The organism is Jiangella anatolica, from assembly GCF_003236295.1.
GTDB lineage: Bacteria > Actinomycetota > Actinomycetes > Jiangellales > Jiangellaceae > Jiangella > Jiangella anatolica.
On record NZ_POTW01000006.1, the window covers coordinates 76413 to 99246 of the forward strand.

24 protein-coding genes are annotated in these 22834 nt (G+C 71.8%); 5 read left to right on the top strand and 19 right to left on the bottom strand.

Annotation, left to right across the window (positions count from 1 at the left end; all coding sequences use genetic code 11):
- Positions 1-5: 5 nt before the first annotated feature.
- From C1I92_RS03850 to C1I92_RS33635, 4 genes are all read right to left on the bottom strand, one after another.
- Positions 6-434 (bottom strand): type II toxin-antitoxin system VapC family toxin, encoded by a 429-nt coding sequence (locus tag C1I92_RS03850; RefSeq protein ID WP_158563964.1) that lies wholly within the window; start codon positions 432-434, stop codon positions 6-8.
- Entirely contained in the window at positions 431-664 is a 234-nt protein-coding gene (locus tag C1I92_RS03855; protein ID WP_111253351.1) for a ribbon-helix-helix domain-containing protein, read from the bottom strand. The genes C1I92_RS03850 and C1I92_RS03855 overlap by 4 nt, the downstream gene beginning before the upstream one ends.
- A gap of 66 nt (positions 665-730) precedes the next feature.
- Entirely contained in the window at positions 731-3790 is a 3060-nt protein-coding gene (locus C1I92_RS35545) for a helix-turn-helix transcriptional regulator (RefSeq protein WP_158563966.1), read from the bottom strand.
- A gap of 86 nt (positions 3791-3876) precedes the next feature.
- Entirely contained in the window at positions 3877-4044 is a 168-nt protein-coding gene (locus tag C1I92_RS33635) for a hypothetical protein (protein ID WP_158563968.1), read from the bottom strand.
- Positions 4045-4263: 219 nt separating this feature from the next.
- On the opposite strand from C1I92_RS33635, the gene C1I92_RS03865 reads away from it, so the two are divergent.
- Genes C1I92_RS03865 through C1I92_RS03875 form a run of 3 tightly spaced genes read left to right on the top strand, consistent with a single transcriptional unit; the run spans position 4264 to position 7189 of the window.
- A complete protein-coding gene (locus tag C1I92_RS03865) occupies positions 4264-5133 on the top strand; it encodes an ABC transporter ATP-binding protein (RefSeq protein ID WP_146605012.1) in 870 nt (289 codons plus the stop codon).
- The gene (locus tag C1I92_RS03870; protein WP_199520930.1) at positions 5130-5954 is read left to right on the top strand and encodes an ABC transporter permease; all 825 of its coding nucleotides are present in this window, start codon (positions 5130-5132) and stop codon (positions 5952-5954) included. Before C1I92_RS03865 ends, C1I92_RS03870 begins: the two co-directional genes overlap by 4 nt.
- Positions 5930-7189: a sensor histidine kinase gene (locus C1I92_RS03875; protein ID WP_158563970.1), complete on the top strand. Its 1260-nt coding sequence runs from the start codon at positions 5930-5932 to the stop codon at positions 7187-7189. Before C1I92_RS03870 ends, C1I92_RS03875 begins: the two co-directional genes overlap by 25 nt.
- Here C1I92_RS03875 and C1I92_RS03880 read toward each other — a convergent pair.
- Entirely contained in the window at positions 7180-7830 is a 651-nt protein-coding gene (locus C1I92_RS03880) for an alpha/beta hydrolase (RefSeq protein WP_111253355.1), read from the bottom strand. The genes C1I92_RS03875 and C1I92_RS03880 overlap by 10 nt on opposite strands.
- A gap of 21 nt (positions 7831-7851) precedes the next feature.
- Here C1I92_RS03880 and C1I92_RS03885 point away from each other — a divergent pair, with 21 nt between their 5' ends.
- The gene (locus C1I92_RS03885) at positions 7852-8502 is read left to right on the top strand and encodes a response regulator (RefSeq protein WP_233506842.1); all 651 of its coding nucleotides are present in this window, start codon (positions 7852-7854) and stop codon (positions 8500-8502) included.
- Positions 8503-8525: 23 nt separating this feature from the next.
- Positions 8526-9674 (top strand): ROK family glucokinase, encoded by a 1149-nt coding sequence (locus C1I92_RS03890; RefSeq protein ID WP_111253356.1) that lies wholly within the window; start codon positions 8526-8528, stop codon positions 9672-9674.
- 455 nt (positions 9675-10129) lie between these two features.
- Here C1I92_RS03890 and C1I92_RS03895 read toward each other — a convergent pair whose 3' ends face one another.
- From C1I92_RS03895 to C1I92_RS03965, 14 genes are all read right to left on the bottom strand, one after another.
- On the bottom strand, positions 10130-10978 hold the full coding sequence (locus tag C1I92_RS03895) for a 3-hydroxyacyl-CoA dehydrogenase family protein (protein WP_111253357.1): 849 nt from the start codon (positions 10976-10978) through the stop codon (positions 10130-10132).
- A gap of 3 nt (positions 10979-10981) precedes the next feature.
- Positions 10982-12013 (bottom strand): phosphatase PAP2 family protein, encoded by a 1032-nt coding sequence (locus tag C1I92_RS03900; RefSeq protein ID WP_111253358.1) that lies wholly within the window; start codon positions 12011-12013, stop codon positions 10982-10984.
- Positions 12006-13280, bottom strand: coding sequence for a UDP-N-acetylglucosamine 1-carboxyvinyltransferase (gene murA, locus C1I92_RS03905; protein WP_111253359.1), 1275 nt, complete (start codon positions 13278-13280; stop codon positions 12006-12008). The genes C1I92_RS03900 and murA overlap by 8 nt, the downstream gene beginning before the upstream one ends.
- 49 nt (positions 13281-13329) lie before the next feature.
- Positions 13330-13770, bottom strand: coding sequence for a DUF2550 domain-containing protein (locus C1I92_RS03910; RefSeq protein ID WP_199520932.1), 441 nt, complete (start codon positions 13768-13770; stop codon positions 13330-13332).
- A gap of 39 nt (positions 13771-13809) precedes the next feature.
- Positions 13810-14181, bottom strand: coding sequence for a F0F1 ATP synthase subunit epsilon (locus C1I92_RS03915; protein WP_111253360.1), 372 nt, complete (start codon positions 14179-14181; stop codon positions 13810-13812).
- 86 nt (positions 14182-14267) lie between these two features.
- A complete protein-coding gene (atpD, locus tag C1I92_RS03920; RefSeq protein ID WP_111253361.1) occupies positions 14268-15710 on the bottom strand; it encodes a F0F1 ATP synthase subunit beta in 1443 nt (480 codons plus the stop codon).
- 2 nt (positions 15711-15712) lie between these two features.
- A complete protein-coding gene (locus C1I92_RS03925) occupies positions 15713-16684 on the bottom strand; it encodes a F0F1 ATP synthase subunit gamma (protein WP_111253362.1) in 972 nt (323 codons plus the stop codon).
- Between the two features lie 47 nt (positions 16685-16731).
- Positions 16732-18411 carry a F0F1 ATP synthase subunit alpha gene (atpA, locus tag C1I92_RS03930; protein ID WP_111253363.1) on the bottom strand — a complete coding sequence of 560 codons (1680 nt, stop codon included), beginning with the start codon at positions 18409-18411 and terminating at the stop codon, positions 16732-16734.
- Positions 18412-18466: 55 nt separating this feature from the next.
- Complete coding sequence (locus C1I92_RS03935) at positions 18467-19273, bottom strand: F0F1 ATP synthase subunit delta (protein ID WP_111253364.1); 807 nt, start codon at positions 19271-19273, stop codon at positions 18467-18469.
- Between the two features lie 2 nt (positions 19274-19275).
- Positions 19276-19839, bottom strand: coding sequence for a F0F1 ATP synthase subunit B (locus tag C1I92_RS03940; protein WP_111253396.1), 564 nt, complete (start codon positions 19837-19839; stop codon positions 19276-19278).
- Between the two features lie 14 nt (positions 19840-19853).
- On the bottom strand, positions 19854-20057 hold the full coding sequence (gene atpE, locus C1I92_RS03945; protein WP_046771352.1) for an ATP synthase F0 subunit C: 204 nt from the start codon (positions 20055-20057) through the stop codon (positions 19854-19856).
- Between the two features lie 27 nt (positions 20058-20084).
- On the bottom strand, positions 20085-20870 hold the full coding sequence (gene atpB, locus C1I92_RS03950; RefSeq protein ID WP_111253365.1) for a F0F1 ATP synthase subunit A: 786 nt from the start codon (positions 20868-20870) through the stop codon (positions 20085-20087).
- A 345-nt stretch (positions 20871-21215) separates the two neighbouring features.
- Complete coding sequence (locus C1I92_RS03960) at positions 21216-21665, bottom strand: hypothetical protein (RefSeq protein ID WP_111253367.1); 450 nt, start codon at positions 21663-21665, stop codon at positions 21216-21218.
- A gap of 40 nt (positions 21666-21705) precedes the next feature.
- Positions 21706-22827, bottom strand: a complete 1122-nt coding sequence (locus C1I92_RS03965; RefSeq protein ID WP_111253368.1) for a glycosyltransferase family 4 protein — start codon at positions 22825-22827, stop codon at positions 21706-21708.
- Between the last annotated feature and the right edge of the window lie 7 nt (positions 22828-22834).

Genomic DNA, 22834 nt, shown 5'->3' on the forward strand with positions numbered 1-22834 from the left:
GCCCATCAGGCGTCGAACGGCAGCAGCCGATAAGCGGTTGCGGGCCCGCCCAGCAGCGGGCGGACCGCACGGAAGTTGCGTTGGTCGGTCGTCAGGATGTCGTGCGTCTGATGCTCGAACGCCACGACCATCACGGACGCGTCAGTCAGCCCGAGCTGAAACTCGCCGTGCCGGGCGGCGACATCGGCTGCTGACACGAACATGGCATGGCTGAACGTCGCCACCACGGTGGTTTCAGCGAGTTCGGCCATGATGGCCGCCCGCGCGCGTTCGCCGAGCCGGACCAGTGCCAGGTGATCGAGCTCGGCGAGGACGAGCGGCGGCACGATCGGCTTGGCAGCGACGGTCCGGAGGTAGCTGACGACCGCATCATGATGCTGGTCGTCGCGGTCGAACGCCGCGTACAGCGCACCGGTGTCGGCGATCAACGTCACGATTCGCCGAAGCCAGACTCCGTCAGGACCTCGTCCGTGCGCGTCGAGGTGTCGCTGTGGCCACTGGCGAACATGCCGAACCGGAGATCCTTGATCGTCCGGCTGCTGCCATGCAGCGTCCGCGCCAGCGAGTCGCGGACGATATCGGCCTCACTGCGCCCCTCGAGTCGTGCCCTCGCCTCGAGCTCGCGTTTCAGCTCCTCGGGGAGGTAGATCGTCGTGCGCACCATGGCCCCAGTATGCCATACACGTATGGCAGAGCTCTGGCCCAGCGTGCGTGGCCGGCCAGGAAGCCGCTACGAGGCGGCAGTGTCGAGAAGGCCGTCGCGGTGGGCGATGGCGGCCGCCTCGCCGCGGCCGGACGCGCCGAGCTTGGCCAGGATGTTCGACACGTGCACGCTGGCGGTCTTGGCGCTGATGAACAGCTCCTCGCCGATCTCACGGTTGCTGCGGCCGGCGGCGACCAGGCGGAGCACCTCGTGCTCGCGCACGGTCAGCCCGGAGCCGTTCCCGGACCCGGACGCGGCCGACGGCACGCCCGACACCAGCGGCAGCTGCGCCCGCCGGGAGAACGCGTCGATCCAGCCGCGGAACAGCGCCGCACCCAGCGCGTCGGCCGCGGCGGCGCCCTGCCGGAGCGTGTCGAGGGCACGGTCGCGCTCGCCCGCCTCGACCAGCGCCTCGCCGAGTCGCAACGCGGCGTACGGCACCAGGTGCACCGGCCCTTCGGCCGCCCGCAGCGCGGCCAGCGCCCGATCCCATGCCGCGACGGTGCGGTCGGCTCCGGACGGCCCGTCCACGACGGCCATGGCCGGCCCGGGCCCGGCCGAGCCGGCAAGCCGCACGCCGGCCGCGTCCGTTCCCGGCACACCGACTCCGGCCAATTCGGCGCCGTCGGGACCCAGCATCGAGACGTCCACCAAGCCGGCGCCGGCCAGCTCGGCGTCGGCGAGCACGGTCCAGACGGTGACGGGCCAGCCGTGGGCGGCCCGCCGGACCAGGGCCCGCAGCCAGTCCCCGTCCGGGCCGAAGCCGGCCACACTTCCCGCCGCCCGGATCCGCGCACCCAGCGCCTGCGCCCCGGCGAAGGCCAGCGGCAGGTCGTAGCCCGGCACCGTCGCGCCCGAGTGGTTCCCGGCCTCCGCGACCACCGCCGCCCAGGCCCGCTCGACGTCGCCTTGGGCGAACGCGACATCCGCCTCGAGGCGGGCGACCAGGCGGCTGTCCTGCGGCAGCACCACCCGCCGGGTCATGCCGGTGCGCAACCGCTCGACCGCCGCGGCCGCCGCGTCGACGTCGCCGCGCCAGAGGGCGAGCCAGGCCTGCAGGCCGATCATGTGCCGCTCGTGGTTGGGCGGCGGCACCAGCTCCAGGCCGCGCTCGATCATCCGCTCGGCCCGCTCCCAGTCGCCCAGCGCCAGCATCGGCTCGGCCGCGTTGCCGGCGAGCACCACTCCGGACGTGCGCTTGCGGCCGAGCTTGCGGGCGTGCTCATAGCCCTCGGTGGCGACGTCGACGGACTCGCGGTGCCGGCCGAGCAGCGTGTACGCGTCGGACAGGTTGACGTAGTAGCGGTGCAGATGGTCGGGTTCGGCGACGGCGGCCGGGCCGGCCCGGCGCAGCTCGGTGAGGGCCCGCTCCGCGTCGCCCATGTGCATCCAGGCGCTGCCGCGGGTGATCTGCGCCGACGCGACGACGCGGTCCAGTCCGACGACGGTGGCGATGCGCTCGGCCTCGTCGGCGGCCTCGAGCGACTCGTCGAACCGCCAGTCGAGCATGAGCATGGTGGCCAGCCAGTCCAGCGCCTCGGCCCGCTGCACCGACGGCTCGGCCGGGATCAGCTCGCGCGCCTCCATCAGCGCCTCGATCGCCCCGGACCGGCCCAGCCGGTTCTTCACGATGCCCAAGTGCGCCAGCAGCCAGCCGGCCCGGGCCGGGTCGGTGGCCCGGTCGACCAGCCGTAGCCCCTCCTTGACCAGCGACAGCGTCCGTTCGAACTCGGCCGCCGCGTATGCCTCGGTGGCGGCCCGGATCAGCACGTCCAGGCGGTCGCGCCCGGCCACCCGCTCCGGCTCGGCCACCTGGTCCCACAGCTCCAGCGCCCGCTCCAGCAGCTGCTGCGCGGTGGCGTGCGCGTAGCTGCGGACCAGCTCGTCGGCCGCGGTGAGCGACCAGGCGAAGGCCCGCTCGACGTCGTGGGCGGAGTACCAGTGGTGCGCCACCTCGGCCGCCGTGGGGGTGTTCGGCATCAGCTCGGGGTGCTCCTCCAGCGCCCGCGCGTAGCGCGCGTGCATGCGGGCGTGCTCGCCGGGGAGCATGTCCTCGTGCAGGGCCTCGCGCAGCAGCGCGTGCCGGAACGCGTACCCGTCGCCGTCGACGACGATGACGCCGGCCGAGACCGCCTCGCGCAGCGGCGTCTCCAGCGGGCCGGTCCACTCCTGGGCGACGAGCTCGAGCACGGCGTGCTCGACCCGGTTGCCGGCCGCCGACATGAGCCGCAGCAGCCGCTGGGTCTCCTCCGACAGCGGCTCGACCCGGACGAGCAGCAGATCGCGCAGCGACCCGGGCAGGTCGCCGCAGTCGTCGGCGTGGGCCAGCTCCTCGACGAAGAACGGGATGCCCTCGCTGCGCCGCACGATGCGATCGACGTGGGACCGCTCGGGCGGCTGGCCCAGCAGCTCGCGCAGCTGCAGAACCACCTCGTCGGCGTCGAGCCGGGGCAGGTCGATGCGCCGCACCTGGCGCAGCCGGTCCAGCTCGGCCAGCACCGGCCGGAGCGGATGGCCGCGGTGCAGCTCGTCGGTGCGGTAGGTGGCCAGGATCATCAGCTGCGCGTCGCGGACCCCGCGCACGACGAAGCGCAGCAGGTCGCGGGTGGGGCTGTCGGCCCACTGCAGGTCCTCGAGCAGCACCACCAGCGGCCGGTCGGCGGCGACCCGCTCGAACAGCGACGTGACCACCTCGTACAGCCGGCCGCGGCTCTCCGGCCCGGCCGCCGGGGCGACGCCGAGCTCGGGCACCAGCCCGGCCAGCACGTCGCCGCCGGGGCCGGCCAGCTCCAGCAGCCGATCGGCGCCGAACTCGGCCTGCAGCCCGCGCAACGCGCCGACGAGCGGCGCGAACGCCGGGCCCTCGCCGTCGAGCGGCACGGACTGGCCGACCACGGCACGCGCGCCGTCGCTGGCCACCTCGGCCGCGAACTCCTCGGTCAACCGGGTCTTCCCGATACCCGCCTCGCCCCCGACGAGGACGGTGACCGGCTCGCCGGCCCGCGCGATGGCATAGGCCTCCCGCAGGTCGGCGAGCTGCCGCTCCCTGCCGATGAGGCCCGCGCTGCGGGTGACGTGAACGACCACGTCATTCATCCTGCCACCCGCCACCGACAGCCCCATCTGACTTTTTCCTCCCAGCAGAGTTGTCCTCCAGCAGATCCCGGCCCCGCTCAGGCCGGCCGGGCCCGGTGCGCCCGCGCGCGGGCCTTCTCGGTGGTCCGGCTCTTCGCCGCGGTCAGCGCCAGCCGGATCAGGCTGTCCCTGCGCGCCTCGGCCTGCAGCTCCCGCGACCTCTGGTCGTGCACGATCGATGCCGCGTAGTCCCCGTGAATGCTCATGGTGCTCGGCTCCTCGCCTACTCGTTCTCTCTGTCATCGAGCATGGTGCTGAGGCGCCGTGTGACACATCGGGAGACTGCCGCATTGTGGCCGGTCGGCAGCGTCTAAGGCGGCCTGGGACGGCGTCTAAGGTGCCCCTGAGGGTCCACCGGACGGTGGACACCGTGTCCCACCGGGCGGTGCTCGTCACCAGGGCGGACGGCGCGGCATCGTGGAGCCATGACCGCATCCACCGCCATCCGCGTCCGCGGACTGCGCAGGGCCTACGCCGGCGTCCCCGCCGTCGACGGCCTCGACCTCGACGTCGAGCAGGGTGAGGTGTTCGCTCTCCTCGGCCCGAACGGCGCCGGCAAGACCACCACCGTCGAGATCCTCGAGGGCTTCCGCCGACGCGACGCCGGCGAGGTCAGCGTCCTCGGCGTCGACCCGGCTCGCCCGGGCGCCGGCTGGCGGGCCCGCATCGGCATCGTGCTGCAGAGCTCTGGCGGCCACGACGAGCTGACCGTCCAGGAGCTCGTCCACCACTTCGCCGGCTACTACCCCGACGCCCGCGACCCCGACGAGGTGATCGCGGCCGTCGGGCTGGACGAGAAGCGCGCCACCCGCGCGCGGCACCTCTCCGGCGGCCAGCGCCGCCGGCTCGACGTCGCGCTGGGCATCCTCGGCAACCCGGCGCTGCTCTTCCTCGACGAGCCGACCACCGGGTTCGACCCGGAGGCGCGGCGCGAGTTCTGGGCGCTGATCAGGTCGCTGGCCGGCGGCGGCACCACGATCATCCTCACCACCCACTACCTCGACGAGGCCGAGCACCTGGCCGGCCGGGTCGGCGTCATCACCGGCGGCCGCATCGTCGCCCTCGGCAGCCCGGCCACGCTGGGCGGACGCGACCACGACCGGGCCATCGTGGGATGGACGGAGGACGGCCGGCAGCACACCGAGCGGACCGCGGAGCCGACCGCGTTCGTGACCGCGCTGGCGCACCGGCTGGGCGGCGAGGTGCCCGGCCTCACCGTCAGCCGGCCCACCCTGGAGGACGTCTACCTGCGGCTCATCGACGAGCCATCCCAAGCCGTGGAGGTCATGCCGTGAGCACCGTCGTGAGCCCGGCCCGGATCGCGCGCTCGCGTACCACGCTGGAGATCAAGAGCTACTTCCGCGAGCGCGACTCCGTCATCTTCTCGTTCCTCTTCCCGATCATCATGCTCGGCCTGTTCTCGGTGGTCTTCGGCGGCGATGACGACACGTTCAGCGACGCCCCGGGCGGCGGCATCGACTTCGCCCGCTACTTCCTCCCAGGAATGCTCGCCTCGGGAATCATGCTGGTCAGCTTTCAGACGCTGGCGATCGGCCTGGCCATCGAGCGGGAGGACGGAACGCTCAAGCGGCTGCGCGGCACGCCCATGCCACCGGTGGCGTACTTCCTCGGCAAGGTCGGCATGATCCTCGTCGTGGGCCTCGCCCAGATCGCGCTGCTGCTGGCGGTGGCCGCGCTCGCGTTCGGCGTCGAGCTGCCCACAGACCCCGCGAAGTGGCTCACGTTCGCCTGGTGCTATGTCCTCGGGACCGCCGGCGGCACGGTGCTCGGCATCGCGTACTCGTCGGTGCCGCGGTCGGCCAAGAGCGCGTCCGCGGTCGTCGTCGGGCCGCTGATCGTGCTGCAGTTCATCTCCGGCGTGTTCTTCGTCTTCAACGACCTGCCAAGCTGGCTGCAGAACATCGCATCCGTGTTCCCGCTGAAGTGGCTGGCGCAAGGCATGCGTTCGGTGTTCCTGCCCGACCGCTTCGAACAGGTGGAGGTGTCCGGATCATGGCAGCACGGCCAGACGGTGCTGATCCTGTCGCTGTGGCTGATCGTGGGCCTGGTGATCTGCGTACGGAGGTTCCGATGGCAGCGCCGGGACGACGGCTGAGCCCGGACGCCGTTCACCCGCGAAGCAGCCTGGACGACCTGGACGCCTTCTGGCAGCGCACCACGGTCGGCTGGCACACGGTCTACCTCGGGCTACTCGGCGTACTCGCGCTGATCATCGGCAGCTCGGACGACCGGACCGGCGGCGAACGGCTCGCCGGCCTGCTGGTCGTGGCGGCCATGGTGATCATCTATCTGCTGGTGGGCCGGCGGCTGCTGGGCCGCGACGACAACAGCCTGCCGGCGCTGGTTCAGCTGACCTCCAGCTGGGGGTGCTTGTACGCCCTGCTCGGCATGGGCATCGACGCGCACTTCCTGCTGTTCGCGCTGATCCCGCACATCTGGGTCTACCTGTCCACGCGCTGGGCGGTCGGCGCGACGTTCGTCTTCATCGCCGGCGTCGCCGTCGTCGAGGTCGGCCGGGCCGGCTGGTCCTCCGCCGCCGCCGTGGACGCGCTCCCCCAGTGGGCCGTCAACACCGGGCTCTCCCTGTTGCTGGGGCTGTTCATCACGGGCGTCTTCGTCCAGGCGGAGAAGCGGGCCGGACTGATCGACGAGCTGGAGCGCACGCGCACCGAGCTGGCCCAGCTGGAGCACTCCCGCGGCGTGCTGGCCGAGCGGGAGCGGCTCTCGCACGAGATCCACGACACGCTGGCACAGGGCTTCACCAGCATCCTCACGCTGGCGCAGGCGATCGAGGTGGTGCTCGACCGCGACCTCGACGCGGCCCGGGACCGGCTGGGGCTGCTGGAGCGGACCGCCCGCGACAACCTCGCCGAGGCGCGGGCGCTGGTCAGCTCGCTCGCGCCGGTCAGCCTGCAGGACGCGACGCTGCCGGAGGCGATCGAGCGGATCGCCGCCCGGTTCGCCGACGAGACCGGGCTGGAGGTCGACCTGCAGGTCGACGGCGCCGGCCCGTCGCTGCCGGCGAACGTCGAGGTGGTGCTGCTGCGCACCGTCCAGGAGGCGTTGACGAACGTCCGCAAGCACGCCGGCGCCCATCGGGTCGTCGTCGCGCTGCGGTACCGGGGCGGACCGGCCGGCGGCGCCACCGTCGCCGTCGTCGACGACGGCCGCGGCTTCCACCCGGGCGCCGCGACGCTGGACGGCTACGGGCTGCGCGGCATGCGGGCGCGCGTGGAGCAGGTCGGCGGGCTGCTGGAGATCGTCAGCGCGCCGGGCGCAGGCACCACCGTCCGCGCGACCGTCGGGGCGGCGGCACTCCCTCAGCGCTGAAACGCCCAGGTCACCATCAGCGGGAACTCGGCCTGCCAGAACGGGTCGCCGTGGTCGCCGGCCCGCTCGGCCAGGACGACGTCGGCGCCGGCCTCGCGCAGCGCGTCCGCCCATCGGGTCGCGTTCTCCAGGAACCACGGCTCCTGCGTCCCGGCGACGAGATACGTGCGCGGCGGCGGGCTCGGCAGCACGGCGGGCGGGCGGAAGCCGCCGCCCGGCGACGCGCAGAGGACCGCACCGTAGACGTCCGGGTGGCGAAGGCCCATGGCGAGGGCGAGCTCGGCACCGGCGGACACGCCGCACACCGCGGTGCGGCCGGCCGGCAGGGCGACACCGAAACGGGACCGCACCCAGCCGCGGACCTCCTCGACGAAGAACCGCTCGTGTGCCGCGAAGCGTTCCTCGTCGAAGGACGGCGAGTACTCGCCGATCCGGACCATCTCGTCCGGGTCGTCCGTCCGGTGAGCGCCGACGATCATGGTGGGCGGCACGCCGGCCGCCTCCAGATGCCGGCCCCACGGTGAGATCAGCTGACCGTCGCCGGCGAACACGACCGCTTCCGGCGGGTCCGGCGGCACATATACGGTGACCTGCCGCCCGCCGTCGTAGTCGAAGGTCTCGGTGACCAGTTCGCCCACCACGTCAGGGTAGCGTGGGCGGCCGTGACGACGTTGCGGCTGCTGCTGGTCGACGACCACCCGGTCGTGCGGACCGGGCTGGCCGGCATGCTCGGCGCCGAGGACGACCTCGAGGTCGTCGGGGAGGCCGGCGACGGCGAGGAGGCGCTGGTGCTGGCCCGCCGGCTGCGCCCGGACGTCATCCTGATGGACCTGCGGATGCCGCGGCTGGACGGGGCGGAGGCGACGGCGCGCATCCTGGCCGAGCTGCCCGGCGTCCGGATCCTGGTGCTCACGACGTACGACACCGACTCCGACATCGTCCGCGCGGTCGAGGCCGGCGCCACCGGCTACCTGCTGAAGGACACGCCGCGGGTGGAGCTGGCGGCGGCCGTGCGGGCGGCGCACCGCGGCGAGACGATCCTCGCGCCGCCGGTGGCCGCGCGGCTGGTGCACCGCATGCGGACGCCGTCGGTGCCGCCGCTGACGCCGCGGGAGCGCGAGGTGCTGGCCGCCGTCGCGACCGGGCGGTCGAACGCCGAGATCGGGCGCGTGCTGCACATCGGCGAGGCGACGGTGAAGACGCATCTGCTGCGGGTCTTCGCCAAGCTCGGCGTCGACGACCGGACGGCCGCGGTGACGACGGCGTACGCGCTGGGCATCCTCGCGCCGCCGGGGCGGTCCCCGGCCGAGTGAGCCGTCCCGGCCATACTGTGGGCATGCCTGCAACTCGGACGCGGGTGTCCCGGCTGGCGCTGCGGCCCACGATCGGCATCGACATCGGCGGCACCAAGGTGGCCGCCGGCGTCGTCGACGTCGAGGGCGCCATCATCGAGCGCACGCGCCGCGAGACGCCGAGCAAGAGCAAGAGCCCGCGCGACGTCGAGGACACCATCGCCGACGTCGTCGCCGAGCTGACCGCGCGCCACCACGTGCTGGCGGTCGGCATCGGCGCCGCCGGCTTCGTCGACGGCACGCAGTCGTCGGTGCTGTTCGCGCCGCACCTGGCCTGGCGCAACGAACCGCTGCGCGACGCCGTCCAGCGGCGCATCGGGCTGCCGGTGGTCGTCGACAACGACGCCAACGCCGCGCTGTGGGCGGAGTGCCGGTTCGGCGCCGCGCGGGGCGAGTCACACGTCGTCTGCGTGAACCTCGGCACCGGCATCGGCGGCGGCGTCGTCCTCGACGGTGTGCTGCACCGCGGCCGGTTCGGCGTCGCCGGCGAGTTCGGGCACATGATCGTCGTGCCGGGCGGGCACCGGTGCGAGTGCGGCAACCGCGGCTGCTGGGAGCAGTACGCCAGCGGCAACGTGCTGGTCCGCGAGGCGCGCGAGCTGGTGCTGAACGGCTCGCCGGTCGCCTACCGGATCGCCGAGACCTGCGAGGGCGACCCGGCCCGCATCACCGGCCCGATGATCAGCGCGCTGGCCGCGCAGGGCGACCCCGCGGCGCTGGAGCTGCTGGAGGACATCGGCCACTGGCTCGGCGTCGGACTGGCCAACCTGGCCGCGGCGTTCGACCCCGGCCTGTTCGTCATCGGCGGCGGCGTCTCCGACGTCGGCGACCTGCTGCTGGATCCGGCCCGGACGACGTTCCGGCGCACGCTGACCGGTCGCGGCTTCCGCCCCGAGGCCAAGGTCGTGCGGGCGTCGCTGGGCAACGACGCCGGCCTCATCGGCGCCGCCGACCTGGCCCGGCGCGAGCGCGGCCGCCGCCGCGACCGCGCCAAGCTGGTGACGACGCGGCTGCTGCTGCCGCGACTGCGCGAGGCGACCGGCAACGGCACGCCGGTCCAGCGCCGCACGCGTCGTGCGGGCGGCACCGGCACCGCCATCGACCCGGTGATCGGCCTGCGGCGGCGTCAGTAGGCGCCTGCTGTCGTTGGTTGACAGGGCTGCGGCCGACGTCCGCCGCCTCCCGGCCCACGCGTGCCCGTTCTGCGACGTTTGCCGGGCTGTGGATGCCCATGATCATCAACCTTTTGGTCTCCCCCTAGGCGTTCTCCCGCTCTACCACCCATGCATGCCTAGGGGTGTGGGAGTACGCCTGGTGGGCGGCCCGGGACAGGCCAGCGAACCCCGATGAAGCGCGAACACAGCGCCGGAGCCCTCAACGGGCGTCGCCACACTCCCCCCGTCCCCTGATAGCTGCCCGTTCTTGGCCGCGGGACCGCGGGTCAAGTACGCGGCCCCCAACCACAACGCAACAGCCACCAGCCAGCCGCCGCGGACTTGAGGCGCGGTTGCGCGGCCAAGAGAATCGGGCAGCAGGGGGACGGCCAACGGTCGCAGCCCTCTCGGGCCAACTGCAGCAACCCCCGGCGTCAGTAGGTGTAGAAGCCGCGCCCGGTCTTGCGGCCGTGCTCGCCGGCGTCGACCATGCGGCGCAGCAGCTCCGGCGGGAAGAACTTCGGGTCGGCGGTCTCGTCCCAGATGTTCGACGTGGCGTGGTGCAGGACGTCGACGCCGGTGAGGTCGGTGGTGGCCAGCGGTCCCATCGCGTGACCGAAGCCGAGCTTGCAGGCGGTGTCGATGTCATCGGCCGACGCGACGCCGGACTCGTACAGCTTCACCGCCTCGACGACGAGCGCGCTGATCAGCCGGGTGGTGACGAACCCGGCCACGTCGCGGTTGACGACGATGCAGGTCTTGCCGGCGGACTCGGCGAACTCACGGGCGGCCGCCAGCGTCGCGTCGGACGTGTGCAGGCCGCGGACCAGCTCGCACAGCGCCATCATCGGCACCGGCGAGAAGAAGTGGGTGCCGACGACCGACTCCGGCCGCTGGGTGGCCGCGGCGATCTTGGTGATCGGGATCGCGCTGGTGTTGGTGGCGAGGACGGCGCCATCGCGGCAGATGCGGTCCAGCTGCGTGAACAGCTCCCGCTTCACGTCGACGTTCTCGAAGACGGCCTCCACGACGATGTCGGCGGTCGCGACGGCGTCGAGGTCGGTCGTCGTGGTGAGGCGGGCCAGCGCGGCGTCGCGCTCGTCCTCGGTGAGCCTGCCCTTCTCGACGAACTTGGCCGTGCTGGCCTCGATGGCGGCCCGCCCGCGCGCGACGGCGTCGTCGGACAGGTCGCGCAGCACGACGTCCCAGCCGCCGGACGCCGCCACCTGGGCGATCCCCGCTCCCATCAGGCCGGCTCCGACGACGGCCACACTGCGTCCCATGCTCTACCTTCCCGCGGGTTCGTTCGGTTCGCTCTCGGTGCGCAGCGCCGGCTCGATCGGCGCCGGCGTCTCCGCCGACAGCGCGGCGGCGACCAAGTGCTCCCGGCCGCCCCGCCACTGCTCCCACAGGTGCGCGCCGATCATGACGCCGGCCACGTACAGCCAGCCGAGCAGCACGTCGACGACGTAGTGCTCACCGCCGTAGACCAGCGTGAACGCCATCGACAGCGGATAGGCGACGATGACGGCGCGCAGCCACCAGCGCCGCGTCAGCCCCCACAGCGTGACGGCGACCAGCATCGAGAACCCGGCGTGCAGCGACGGCAGCGCGGCCACCTCGTTGGCGCCGCCCTGAGCCTCGGACAGCCAGGCGTTGGCGCTGCGCAGCCCGAGCTCGTTCCAGCCGCGGCCGACCAGCCGGTAGACGGGGTCGTCGATGTCGCCGGTGCGGGCCGAGGCGTACCACGGCGGCGCGGCCGGCAGCAGGACGTACGTGGCCAGGCCGGCGTAGGTGAGCAGCAGCACCCGCCGGATGTAGGACACCCAGTGCGGACGCGACCACAGGTAGAACGCCGCGGCCAGCGCCCACGGCACCACGAAGTGGCTGAAGTACACCAGCGCGGCGCCGACGTCCCACCAGCGCACCGTCGACTCGAACAACTGCTCCTGCAGCCAGACCGTCGGCACGGTGCCGCCGAACAGCCAGCGCTCGAGGTCGACCACGCCGCTGACCTGCAGCGGCATGCCCAGCGTGTCGGCGATGCCGCGGGTGTGGTCGTAGATGATCAGCGCGATCAGCAGCGGCAGCCAGTCGAGGAACGTGCGCACGTGCTCGCGCCACGGCCGGCCGATCTTGATCGCGATCATCCCGGCGATGATCCAGCCGGTCTGCCCGATGCGGTCCATCGGAATGCCCTCGGTGGCCGAGTAGACCAGCAGCACGACCAGGAAGAGCGCGAAGCAGGCCCGTCCCGGCGTCACCCACCCCCGCAGCCGATCCCCCGGCGTGAGGGCTGCCTCCGCCGGTTCAGTCATCGAAGTGGTCCGGATCGGGCTCGCGGACCACGTCGGCGCCCAGGGACTGCAGCTGGCCGACGAAGTCGGGGTAGCCGCGGTCGATGTGGTGGACGGCGGACACCGTCGTCTCGCCCTCGGCCAGCAGCCCGGCCAGCACGAGACCGGCCCCGGCCCGGATGTCAGTGGCGACGACGGGCGCGCCGGAGAGCACCGGCCGGCCGCGGACGACGGCGTGGTGGCCGTCGATGCGCACCTCGGCGCCGAGCCGGACCAACTCGTTGACGAACATGAACCGCGCCTCGTACACGTTCTCGGTGATCATCGCGGTGCCCTCGGCGACCGCGTCGAGCGCGACGATCATCGGCTGCAGGTCGGTCGGGAAGCCCGGGTACGGGAGCGTGACGACGTCGATGGCGCGCGGCCGCCCGGACATCGCCACCCGCAGCCCGGACGGACCGGACTCGACGGTGGCGCCGGCGGCGGCCAGCTTGTCGAGCACGATCTCGAGGTGCTCGGCGCGGCCGTTGGGGATGGTGATGTCGCCGCGGGTCATGACGGCCGCCACACCCCAGCTGCCGGTGACGATGCGGTCCGGGATGGTGGTGTGCTCGGTCGGGTTCATCGAGTCCACGCCCTCGACCCGCAGCGTCGACGTGCCGGCGCCGTCGATCTTGGCGCCCATGTCGCTGAGCATCCGGCAGATGTCGACGATCTCCGGCTCGCGCGCGACGTTGTCGATGACGGTGGTGCCCTTGGCCAGCACCGCGGCCATGAGGATGTTCTCGGTGGCGCCGACGCTGGGGAAGTCGAGCCAGATGCTGGTGCCGCGCAGCCCCTGCGGCGCCCGGGCCACGACGAAGCCGTGCTCGATCTCGACCTGCGCGCCGAGCTTCGCCAGCCCGGTCATGTGCATGTCCAGCCCGCGCGAGCCGATCGCGTCGCCGCCGGGCAGCGCCACGTTCGCGGCGCCGCAGCGGGCCACCAGCGGGCCGAGCACGCAGATCGACGCGCGCAGCCGGCGCACCAGGTGGTAGGGCGCCTCGTGGTCGATCTTCGCCGGCACGTCGATGGCGACGGTGCCGCCCTCGCGGTGCACGTCGGCGCCGAGCTGACGCAGCAGCTCGCCCATGTAGTCGACGTCGGTGATGGCGGGGACGTCGTGCAGGACGGTGCGGCCTTCGGCCAGCAGCGCCGCCGCCATCAACTTCAGTGCGCTGTTCTTCGCGCCGCTGACCCGGACCTCGCCCCGCAGGGAGCTCCCCCCGGTGACCCGAAATCTCTCCACGCCCGCTGAACCCTTTCGCCGTTCCGATGAACGGTACGCCCCGAAGGCGTCACCCGGCGAACTGCCCCCCGGGGGGCGCCGCCTCCAGCCAGGTGACGAACGCGGTGGCGGCGGCCTCGGTCATCGAGACCTCGACATCGGCCCCGCCGGACTTGCAGACGAGCACGACGTGCCCGGCCGGGAGCTCGTAACTCTCCTCGGCGTCGGGCTGGCGGCGCCCGTCGACGACCAGCTCGCCGCGCCGGAACGTCCGCCTGGGCCACGTCGTGAAGCTGAACGTGCGGAACCACTCCAGCGTGTCCTCGCGGTAGCGCCCGATGCCGAACGCCCAGCCGCCGGACCAGCCCTCGTGGCTGTCGCCGCGCACGCACATGTCGAAGCCACCGTCACGCTGCAGAATGCCCCGGCGGACGTACAGGGCAAGGAGGACCAGCACAGCGGCGAGCGCGAGCGCACCCAGCACCAGCAGGGTCCACGACACCAGCGCCACCGATCACCTCCCCCGAGTGTGATACCGATGTTCTCAGATCTATCGGCTCGCCGCGACGTCGAGCCTCGCCTGCGCCCATCGCGCCGCGCCGTCGCCGTCCTCGCCGAGCGCGTCCAGGTCGGCCTGAGCAGCGGCGACGTCGATCTCGTCGGCCAGCTCGGCCTGTTCGGCCAGGATCGCGATCTGGTTCTCCGACACCGACAGGAACCCGCCGGACACGGCCACGACCACGGTCTCGCCGCCGGTTCCGCGCACGGTCACGGCACCGGCCACCAGCAGGCCCAGCACCGGCTCGTGACCGGGCATGATGCCGATCTCGCCCTCCGGCGTGCGCGCGATGACGATCGAGGCCTCGCCCGACCACACCTTGCGGTCGGCGGCGACCACCTCGACGTTCAGATCTTCGGCCACGATCTCTCCTTCTCTCCCCGTGACCGACGCGGGAGCCGCATCCCCGAGGGGAACGGCTCCCGGTCGATCACCGCGGTGTGCCGGCCTCAGGAGGCGAGCTCGCGCGCCTTCTTCTCGGCGTCCTCGATGTTGCCGACGTAGCTGAACGCCTGCTCGGGCAGGTGGTCGTACTCGCCCTTGGTGATGGCGTCGAACGACTCCAGCGACTCCGACAGCGGGACGAACACGCCCGGCTGGCCGGTGAACGACTCGGCCACGAACATGTTCTGCGACAGGAACCGCTGCAGCCGGCGGGCCCGGTTGACCGTGACCCGGTCCTCCTCGGACAGCTCGTCGACACCGAGGATGGCGATGATGTCCTGCAGCTCCTTGTACTTCTGCAGGATCTCCTTCACCCGGGTCGCGATGCGGTAGTGGTCCTCGCCGAGGTACGCGGCGTCGAGGATCCGGCTGGACGAGTCCAGCGGGTCCACGGCCGGGTAGATGCCCAGCTGCGAGATGGGCCGCGACAGAACCGTCCGGGCGTCGAGGTGCGCGAACGCGGTGTGCGGCGCCGGGTCGGTGATGTCGTCGGCCGGGACGTAGATGGCCTGCATCGACGTGATGGAGTGACCACGCGTCGAGGTGATGCGCTCCTGCAGCTCGCCCATCTCGTCGGCCAGCGTCGGCTGGTAACCGACGGCCGACGGCATCCGGCCCAGCAGCGTGGAGACCTCGGAGCCGGCCTGGGTGAACCGGAAGATGTTGTCGATGAACAGCAGCACGTCCTGCTTCTGGACGTCGCGGAAGTACTCGGCCATCGTCAGCGCCGACAGCGCGACCCGCATACGGGTGCCCGGCGGCTCGTCCATCTGGCCGAACACCAGCGCGGTGTCCTTGAGGACGTTGGCCTCGCCCATCTCGACCCAGAGGTCGTTGCCCTCACGGGTGCGCTCGCCGACGCCGGCGAACACCGAGGTGCCACCGAAGTTCCGCGCGACTCGGGTGATCATCTCCTGGATGAGCACCGTCTTGCCGACACCGGCGCCACCGAAGAGGCCGATCTTCCCACCCTGGATGTACGGGGTGAGGAGGTCGAGCACCTTGATGCCGGTCTCCAGCATCGTGGTGCTGCCCTCGAGGTCGGCGAACGGCGGCGGGTCGCGGTGGATCTCCCAGCGCTCGCTGACCTCGATGTTGGACTCGTCGGTGTCCAGCGGCTTGCCGAGGGCGTTGAACACGTGGCCCTTGACGCCGTCGCCGACCGGCACCGAGATGCCCTTGCCGGTGTCGCGGACGACGGCGCCGCGGGTGAGGCCGTCGGTCGGCTGCATCGAGATGGCCTTCACCAGGCCGTCGCCGATGTGCTGCTCGACCTCGAGCGTCAGCGTGCGGTCGCCGCCGGCCTCGGCGGCCAGCTTCACGTCGACCTCGAGCGCGTTGTAGATGCCGGGCATGTGGCCGCCGCCGAACTCGACGTCGACGACCGGTCCGATGACCCGGACCACCCGGCCGGTGGCGACGGCGGTCTCTTCAACCGTGGCAGTCATGATTACTCGCTCCCTGCGGCCGCCAGCGCGTCCGCGCCGCCGACGATCTCGCTGATTTCCTGGGTGATCTCGGCCTGGCGTGCCGAGTTGGACTGGCGGGTGAGCGTCTCCTGCAGCTCACCGGCGTTGTCCGTGGCGTTCTTCATGGCCCGGCGCCGGGCCGCCCACTCCGACGCGGCCGCGTCGAGCAGCGCCGTGTAGACGAGGTTGCCGGCGTACTGCGGCAGCAGCGCGTCCAGGACCTCGTCGGCCGACGGCTCGAACTCGTAGAGCGGCAGCACGTCGGTGCGCGCCGCGGCGGCGGAGCCGCCGGACGAGCCGCCGTTGCCGGACCGGACGGCGCCGGCCTCGGCGCGGTGGACCTCTTCGGGCACGTCCTCGACCATGATCGGGAACAGCCGCCGGGCCCGGACCTCCTGCGTGACCATGTTGCGGAAGTGCGTCGACACGATGTGGATCTCGTCGACGCCGCCCTCCTCGGCCGGGGTGTTGATCGCGTCGAGCAGGTCGTCGGCGATCTTGCGTGCGTCGGCGTAGGACGGCTTGCCGGTGAAGTCCACGTAGCTGCCGCCGAACTCGCGGCCGCGGAACGTGAACCAGCTGACGCCCTTCTTGCCGACGACGTACGGCACGACCTCCTGGCCCTGCTCACGCAGCAGGCCGGCCAGCGCCTCGCTCTGCCGGATGACGTTGGCGGAGTAGGCGCCGGCGAAGCCGCCGTCGCTGGTGACGACCAGGATGGCCGACCGGCGCGGCTCCTCGACGCCCTCCAGCAGCGGGTTGTCCAGCCGGGCCCGCTCGGCCGCGGCCTCCATGGCCCGCACCAGCGCCTGGCTGTAGGGCCGCGCCGCCTCGGCGAACTGCTGCGCCCTGGCGATCCGCGAGGTCGCGATCAGCTCCTGGGCGCGGGTGATCTTCTTGATCGAGTCGACGGAGCGGATGCGCTGCCTCAGCTCGCGAAGTTGTGCTCCCATGCGGGCGACCTCCCTTCAGTGCCTCGGTTCGACGTGACGGTCACGGGTCACTCGCCCGCGTCGGGACGAGCGGCCTCCTGGATGGCCTCACGGTCGCGCTTGCGCCGCCGCAGCACCGTCAGGTCCTCCTCGCCCTCGCCCAGAGCGGAGACGGGCTCGTCCTTGACCAGCGGCTGGCCGGAGACGGTGACGTAGCTCTGCTTGAAGTCGTCGATCGCCTGCTCGAGCGTCTTGATGTCGTCGTCGGACAGCTTGCCGCTGGACTCGATGCTCTCCAGGACGGCGGACTGCTCGCGGGTGACGGTGTCGAGGAACTCGCCCTCGAACCGGCGGATGTCCTCGACCGGGACGTCGTCGAGCTTGCCGGTGGTGCCCGACCAGATCGAGACGACCTCGCGGCCGACCGACAGCGGCGCCGACTGCGGCTGCTTGAGCAGCTCGGTGAGCCGCACGCCGCGCTCCAGCTGCGCCTTGCTGGCCGGGTCGAGGTCGGAGGCGAACGCGGCGAAGGCCTTCAGCTCGTTGTACTGCGCGAGGTCGAGGCGCAGCGTGCCGGCGACGGACTTCATCGCCTTGATCTGCGCGTCGCCACCGACGCGGGACACCGAGATGCCGACGTTGATGGCCGGGCGCACACCGGAGTGGAACAGGTCCGACTCGAGGAAGCACTGGCCGTCGGTGATGGAGATGACGTTGGTCGGGATGAACGCCGAGACGTCGTTGGCCTTGGTCTCGATGATCGGCAGGCCGGTCATCGAGCCGCCGCCGAGGTCGTCGGAGAGCTTCGCGCAGCGCTCGAGCAGCCGCGAGTGCAGATAGAAGACGTCACCGGGGTACGCCTCGCGGCCCGGCGGGCGGCGCAGCAGCAGCGACACCGCGCGGTAGGCCTCCGCCTGCTTGGACAGGTCGTCGAAGACGATGAGGACGTGGTAGCCCTGGTACATCCAGTGCTGGCCGATGGCCGAGCCGGTGTAGGGCGACAGGTACTTGAAGCCCGCGGCGTCGGACGCGGGGGCCGCGACGATGGTCGTGTACTCCAGCGCGCCGGCCTCGTCCAGCTGCTGCCGGATGCCCGCGATCGTGGAGCCCTTCTGGCCGGTGGCGACGTAGATGCAGCGGACCTGCTTGTTCTTGTCGCCGCTCTTCCAGTTGTCCAGCTGGTTGAGGATGGTGTCGACGGCGACCGTGGTCTTGCCGGTCTGCCGGTCACCGATGATCAGCTGGCGCTGGCCGCGGCCGATCGGGGTCATGGCGTCGATGGCCTTGATGCCGGTCTGCAGCGGCTCGGCGACCTTCTGCCGCTGAACGACCGACGGCGCCTGCAGCTCCAGCGCGCGACGGGTCTCGGCCTTGATCTCGCCGAGGCCGTCGAGCGGGGCGCCCAGCGGGTCGACGACCCGGCCGAGGAACGCGTCGCCGACGGGCACCGACAGCACCTCGCCGGTGCGGCGGACCGTCTGGCCCTCCTCGATGCCGGCGTAGTCGCCCAGGACGACGACACCGATCTCTCGCACGTCGAGGTTCAGCGCCAGGCCGAGGGTCCCGTCCTCGAACTCCAGCAGCTCGTTGGCCATGGCCGAGGGCAGGCCCTCGACCCGGGCGATCCCGTCGCCGGCGATGGTGACGTGGCCGACCTCTTCGCGGACGGCGGCCGCCGGCTGGTAGGACTCGACGAAGGCGTCGAGCGCCTCGCGAATCTCCTCGGGACGGATAGTCAGCTCCGCCATCGTTGCTCCTGCTCTCTATCGTTCTCGAACGGTGGTCTCAAGACTGTGGGTGCCGTCAGCCCGCGACGAGTTGCCGGCGGGCGGCGTCCAGGCGGCTGGTGACGGTGCCGTCCACGACCTCGTCGCCGAGCTCGACCCTGATGCCGCCGACGACGTCAGGCTCGACGACGATGTTCAGCAGGACCGCGCCGCCGGCTCGGACCGCCAGCGCCCGCTCCAGCCGGTCGCGGTGCTCGGCGGCCAGCGGTGCGGCGACGTGGACGACGGCCACCCGGCGCTCGCGCAGCCGGGCGGCGAAGTCGGCCACCCGGGCCAGCTCCGCTTCCAGGCTACGTGCCCGGCGGTCGAGGACCGCGTGCTCGACCAGCGCCACGGTCTCCGGCGCGGCCTTGTCCTGCAGCAGCGTACGGACCAGCTGCCGCCGTGCGTCGGCGGGAGCGGCCCGATCGATCAGCGCCGAGCGCAGGTCGCGGTTGGCGCGCACGACCAGCCCGAACCGGAAGATCTCCGCCTCGACGGTATCGAGGTTGCCGGCCGACCGGGCGGCGAGGAGCACCGCCTGGATGCCGAACTCCTCGGCCGCTGAGGTGAGGTCGCGCGGGTTGGCCCAGCGCTCCCGGACGGCCGCCGCGAGGACGTCCGCCGCGGCCGGCTCGAGGCGGCCGTCGGCCAGCCGGCGCAGCAGCGCCTCGCGGTCGTCGGGCGTCCGCCCCGTGTCGGTGAGCGCGCGGCGCACCGACGGACGGGAGTCGAGCAGGTTCGCGAACGCGAACAGGGCGTCGCCCACCGCCGACGCGCGGCCGGCGGCGTTGTCGACGATGCCCTCGAACCGCGAGCGCAGCTCGGTGCTGGTCTCGGCCATGCTCACGCGTCCCTCGGACCCGCGGCGTCGGAGGCCTGGGCGGTCTCGAGGTCGGCCAGGAACCGCTCGACGACACGGCGGGACCGGTCGTCGTCCTGCAGCGACTCGCCGACCACCTTGCCGGCCAGCGTGGTCGCCAGCGAGCCGACCTCGCCGCGCAGCTCGCGCAGGACCTGCTCGCGCTCGGCCTGCAGCTGCGCCTCGGCCCGGGCCGCGACCCGCTTGGCCTCGGCCTCGGCCTCCTCGCGCGCCTGCGCGACGATGGCCGCACCCTGCTGCTTGGCGTCCTCGCGGATGCGAGCCGCCTCGCTGCGGGCGTCGGCCAGCTGAGCGCGGTACTCCTCGAGCAGCTGGTTGGCCTCGGCCTGCGCCTGCTCGGCCTTCTCGGCACCGCCCTGGATGGCGGCGGCCCGCTCCGCGTAGGTCCGCTCGAAGATCGGGTAGACCTTGGCGCGGAGGAAGAAGAACAGCAGCGCGAAGGCAACCAGACCGACGATCAGCTCGGAGGTGTGCGGCAGCAACGGATCGGGGCCGTCCTCCGCCGCGATCACTGCGATCGGTGCCATCGAGAGAGCCATGATCAGATGGCGAACGCGAGGCCGATGGCGATGATGAACAGCGCCTCGGCGAGCGCGAAGCCGAGGATCGCGATGCCCTGGAGGACGCTGCGCGCCTCCGGCTGGCGGGCCACGCCGTTGATGTAGGCGGCAAAGATCAGACCGATGCCGACGCCCGGGCCGATGGCCGCGAGGCCGAGACCGACCATGTTGAGCGAGCCTTCCATCTTTCTTCCTCTCCTTATTTGTGAAGCTCAGTGCTCGTGGGACAGAGCGCCGCCGATGTAAATGGCGGAGAGCAGGACGAAAACGTAAGCCTGGAGGATCTGGACGAATGCCTCGAAGAAAGTCAGCACGATGCTGAACAGAATCGAGACGCTACCGGCGGCGACGCCGACCAGTCCCTGGTATTCGAAGATCAGGTACTCGCCGCCGAGAATCGTCAACAACAGCACCAGGTGACCGGCGAACATGTTGAACGTGAGACGGAGAGTGAGCGTGAAGGGCCGCACGATGAAGGTGGAGAAGAACTCCAGCGGAGCCAGCAGCGGGTAGATCGCCTTCGGCACACCGGGCGGGAACATCATGTTCTTGAAGTAGCCGCCGAAGCCCTGCCGCTTGATGCCGACGTAGTTGTAGATCACCCACGAGATCAGCGCGAGGAACAGCGGGATCGCGATCTTCGAGGTGGCCGGCAGCTGAAGCACCGGGATGATGCCCGAGATGTTCAGCACGGCGATGAAGGCGAACAGCGTCACGAGATAGGGCACGTACTTGATGCCCTCGCGGCCGATGGCGTCGCGCGCGATTCCGTCGCGGACGAATCCGTAGACGGACTCGCCGGCGAACTGCAGCTTGCCGGGAACGAGCGTGCTACGCCGGGCGGCGAAGTAGAAGAAGGCGCCGACGGCGATGGTGCCGAGCACGATGACAAGCATCGGCTTGGTGAAGAACGTACCCTCGCCGAAGAGCGGCGGGAATTCGAAGTCGGCCGGCCCGGGACTGTGGAATCCCGACTCGGCCACGATCCGAGTGCTCACGTGGTCCTTTCTTCAGCGCGCTCGCGACACGCCCGACGAGGAGGGCCAGGTCAGGGCTTACCGTATCTGACCCATACCAGGTACAGAGCGGCGCCCATCCCTACCAGGAGCCCCAGTACGAGGAACACGCGGCTGTTGAGCCACTCGGAGACGAGCCAGCCGACGCCACCCCATACTGCTACTCCGGACACGACCAGTGCGAAGGCATCCCACGCACCGTTCTGATCCTGCCGACGTACGTCTTGGGGATCGTCCGGACTCATGGCGCCTCGAATACTACTGGGTGCCCTTGCGGGTAACGAAATCGGGTCCCACTAAGCGCCGGGGACGCTGTCGAGACGAAGGTCATTCCGGGCCGCCGGCCGGCACCGCGGGCCGGTCGCCGCGGCTGTTCTCGCGGAACATCGTCACCGCGTAGGTGAGCGTGTAGACCAGCGCGCAGGCCATCAGCGACAGCCCCAGCCAGCGCTCGTTCAGGCCGTCGATGCCGGTCAGCACGCCGAGCGCGATGAAGATCAGCGCCAGCCGCAGCGAGTACGTCACGATCAGCACGCCGGCGCCGGCCAGGCCGCTGGCCGGCAACAACCTGGTCAGCAGGACGGGCAGCGCGCCGGTGGCGAAGAACGCCACGACCAGCACGGCGGCGACGACGGCCGACCACAGCGCGGCGCTGCCGGCGGCGAGCGCGGCGGCCACGGCGCAGCCGGCTCCGACGGCGAGCGTGGCCAGCAGCGCGGGGCGTGCGGCGGCGGCCGGACTGCGCCGGCGCGGGAGCGGGGAAACGGGTGCGTTCATGGCGCCATCAGCCTACCTGCCTGGCCCGACGTGCCATTTCTCACACCGCGGAGGGCTGCTGCTGCCCGCGCCGGAACAGCCGGCGCGGGTGGCCGGTGGTGAACGCGATCATCACGACGACGGCGAGCGCCAGCAGCACGTAGGTGGTCCAGCCGCCGACCAGCGCGACGACGACCAGACCACCGGAGACCAGTGCCGCCCACACCCACATGATCGCGACCGCCCGCCACTGCGAGTGGCCGATCTCCAGCAGCCGGTGGTGCAGGTGCATCTTGTCCGGCGCGAACGGCGACTTGCCGGCCCGGGTGCGTCTGACCACGGCCAGCATCATGTCGAGGAACGGCAGCAGGATCACCGCCAGCGGCAGCACCAGCGGCAGCAGCGTGAGCAGGAAGCTGGAGGTGTCGACGTCCTGGCTGGGCAGCCGGCCGGTGAGGCTGATGGACCCGGCGGCCAGCAGCAGGCCGATCAGCATCGCGCCGGAGTCGCCCATGAAGATCTTCGCCGGGTGCGCGTTGTGCGGCAGCAGGCCGGCGCAGATGCCGACCACGACCACCGAGACCAGCGCCGACGTCGTCATGTAGGAGCTGTTGTTGTTCTCCACCGACAGCAGGTAGGCGTAGGCGAAGAAGGCCGCGGCGCCGATGCCGACGACGCCGGCGGCCAGCCCGTCCAGCCCGTCGACGAAGTTGACCGCGTTGGACGCGCCGACCACCAGCACGACCGTCATGATCGCGCCCTGGGTCTGGTCGAGCACGAACGTGCCGCCGGGCAGCGGCAGGTAGAGCAGCTGCACACCCAGCGCCACCAGCAGCCCGGCCGCCACGACCTGGCCGGCGAACTTGGCCAGCGCGGAGAGGTCCCAGATGTCGTCGGCGACGCCGATGAGGCAGATGACGACCGCGGCGAGGATCAGCGCCCACGCGTCGCTGGACTCGGTGAACACGTCGCGCATGCGGGGCAGGTAGCTGGCCACCAGCATCGCGACCAGCATGCCGGTGAGCATGGCGATGCCCCCCAGCCGCGGCACCGGCTCGCGGTGGACGTCACGGTCGCGCGTCGGCGGGACCGCGCCGACCCAGTACGCGAACCGGCCGGCCAGCCCCACCACCAGGTACGTGACCGAAGCCGCGATGAAGAAGGTCAGGAGATACTCGCGCACCGGCGGT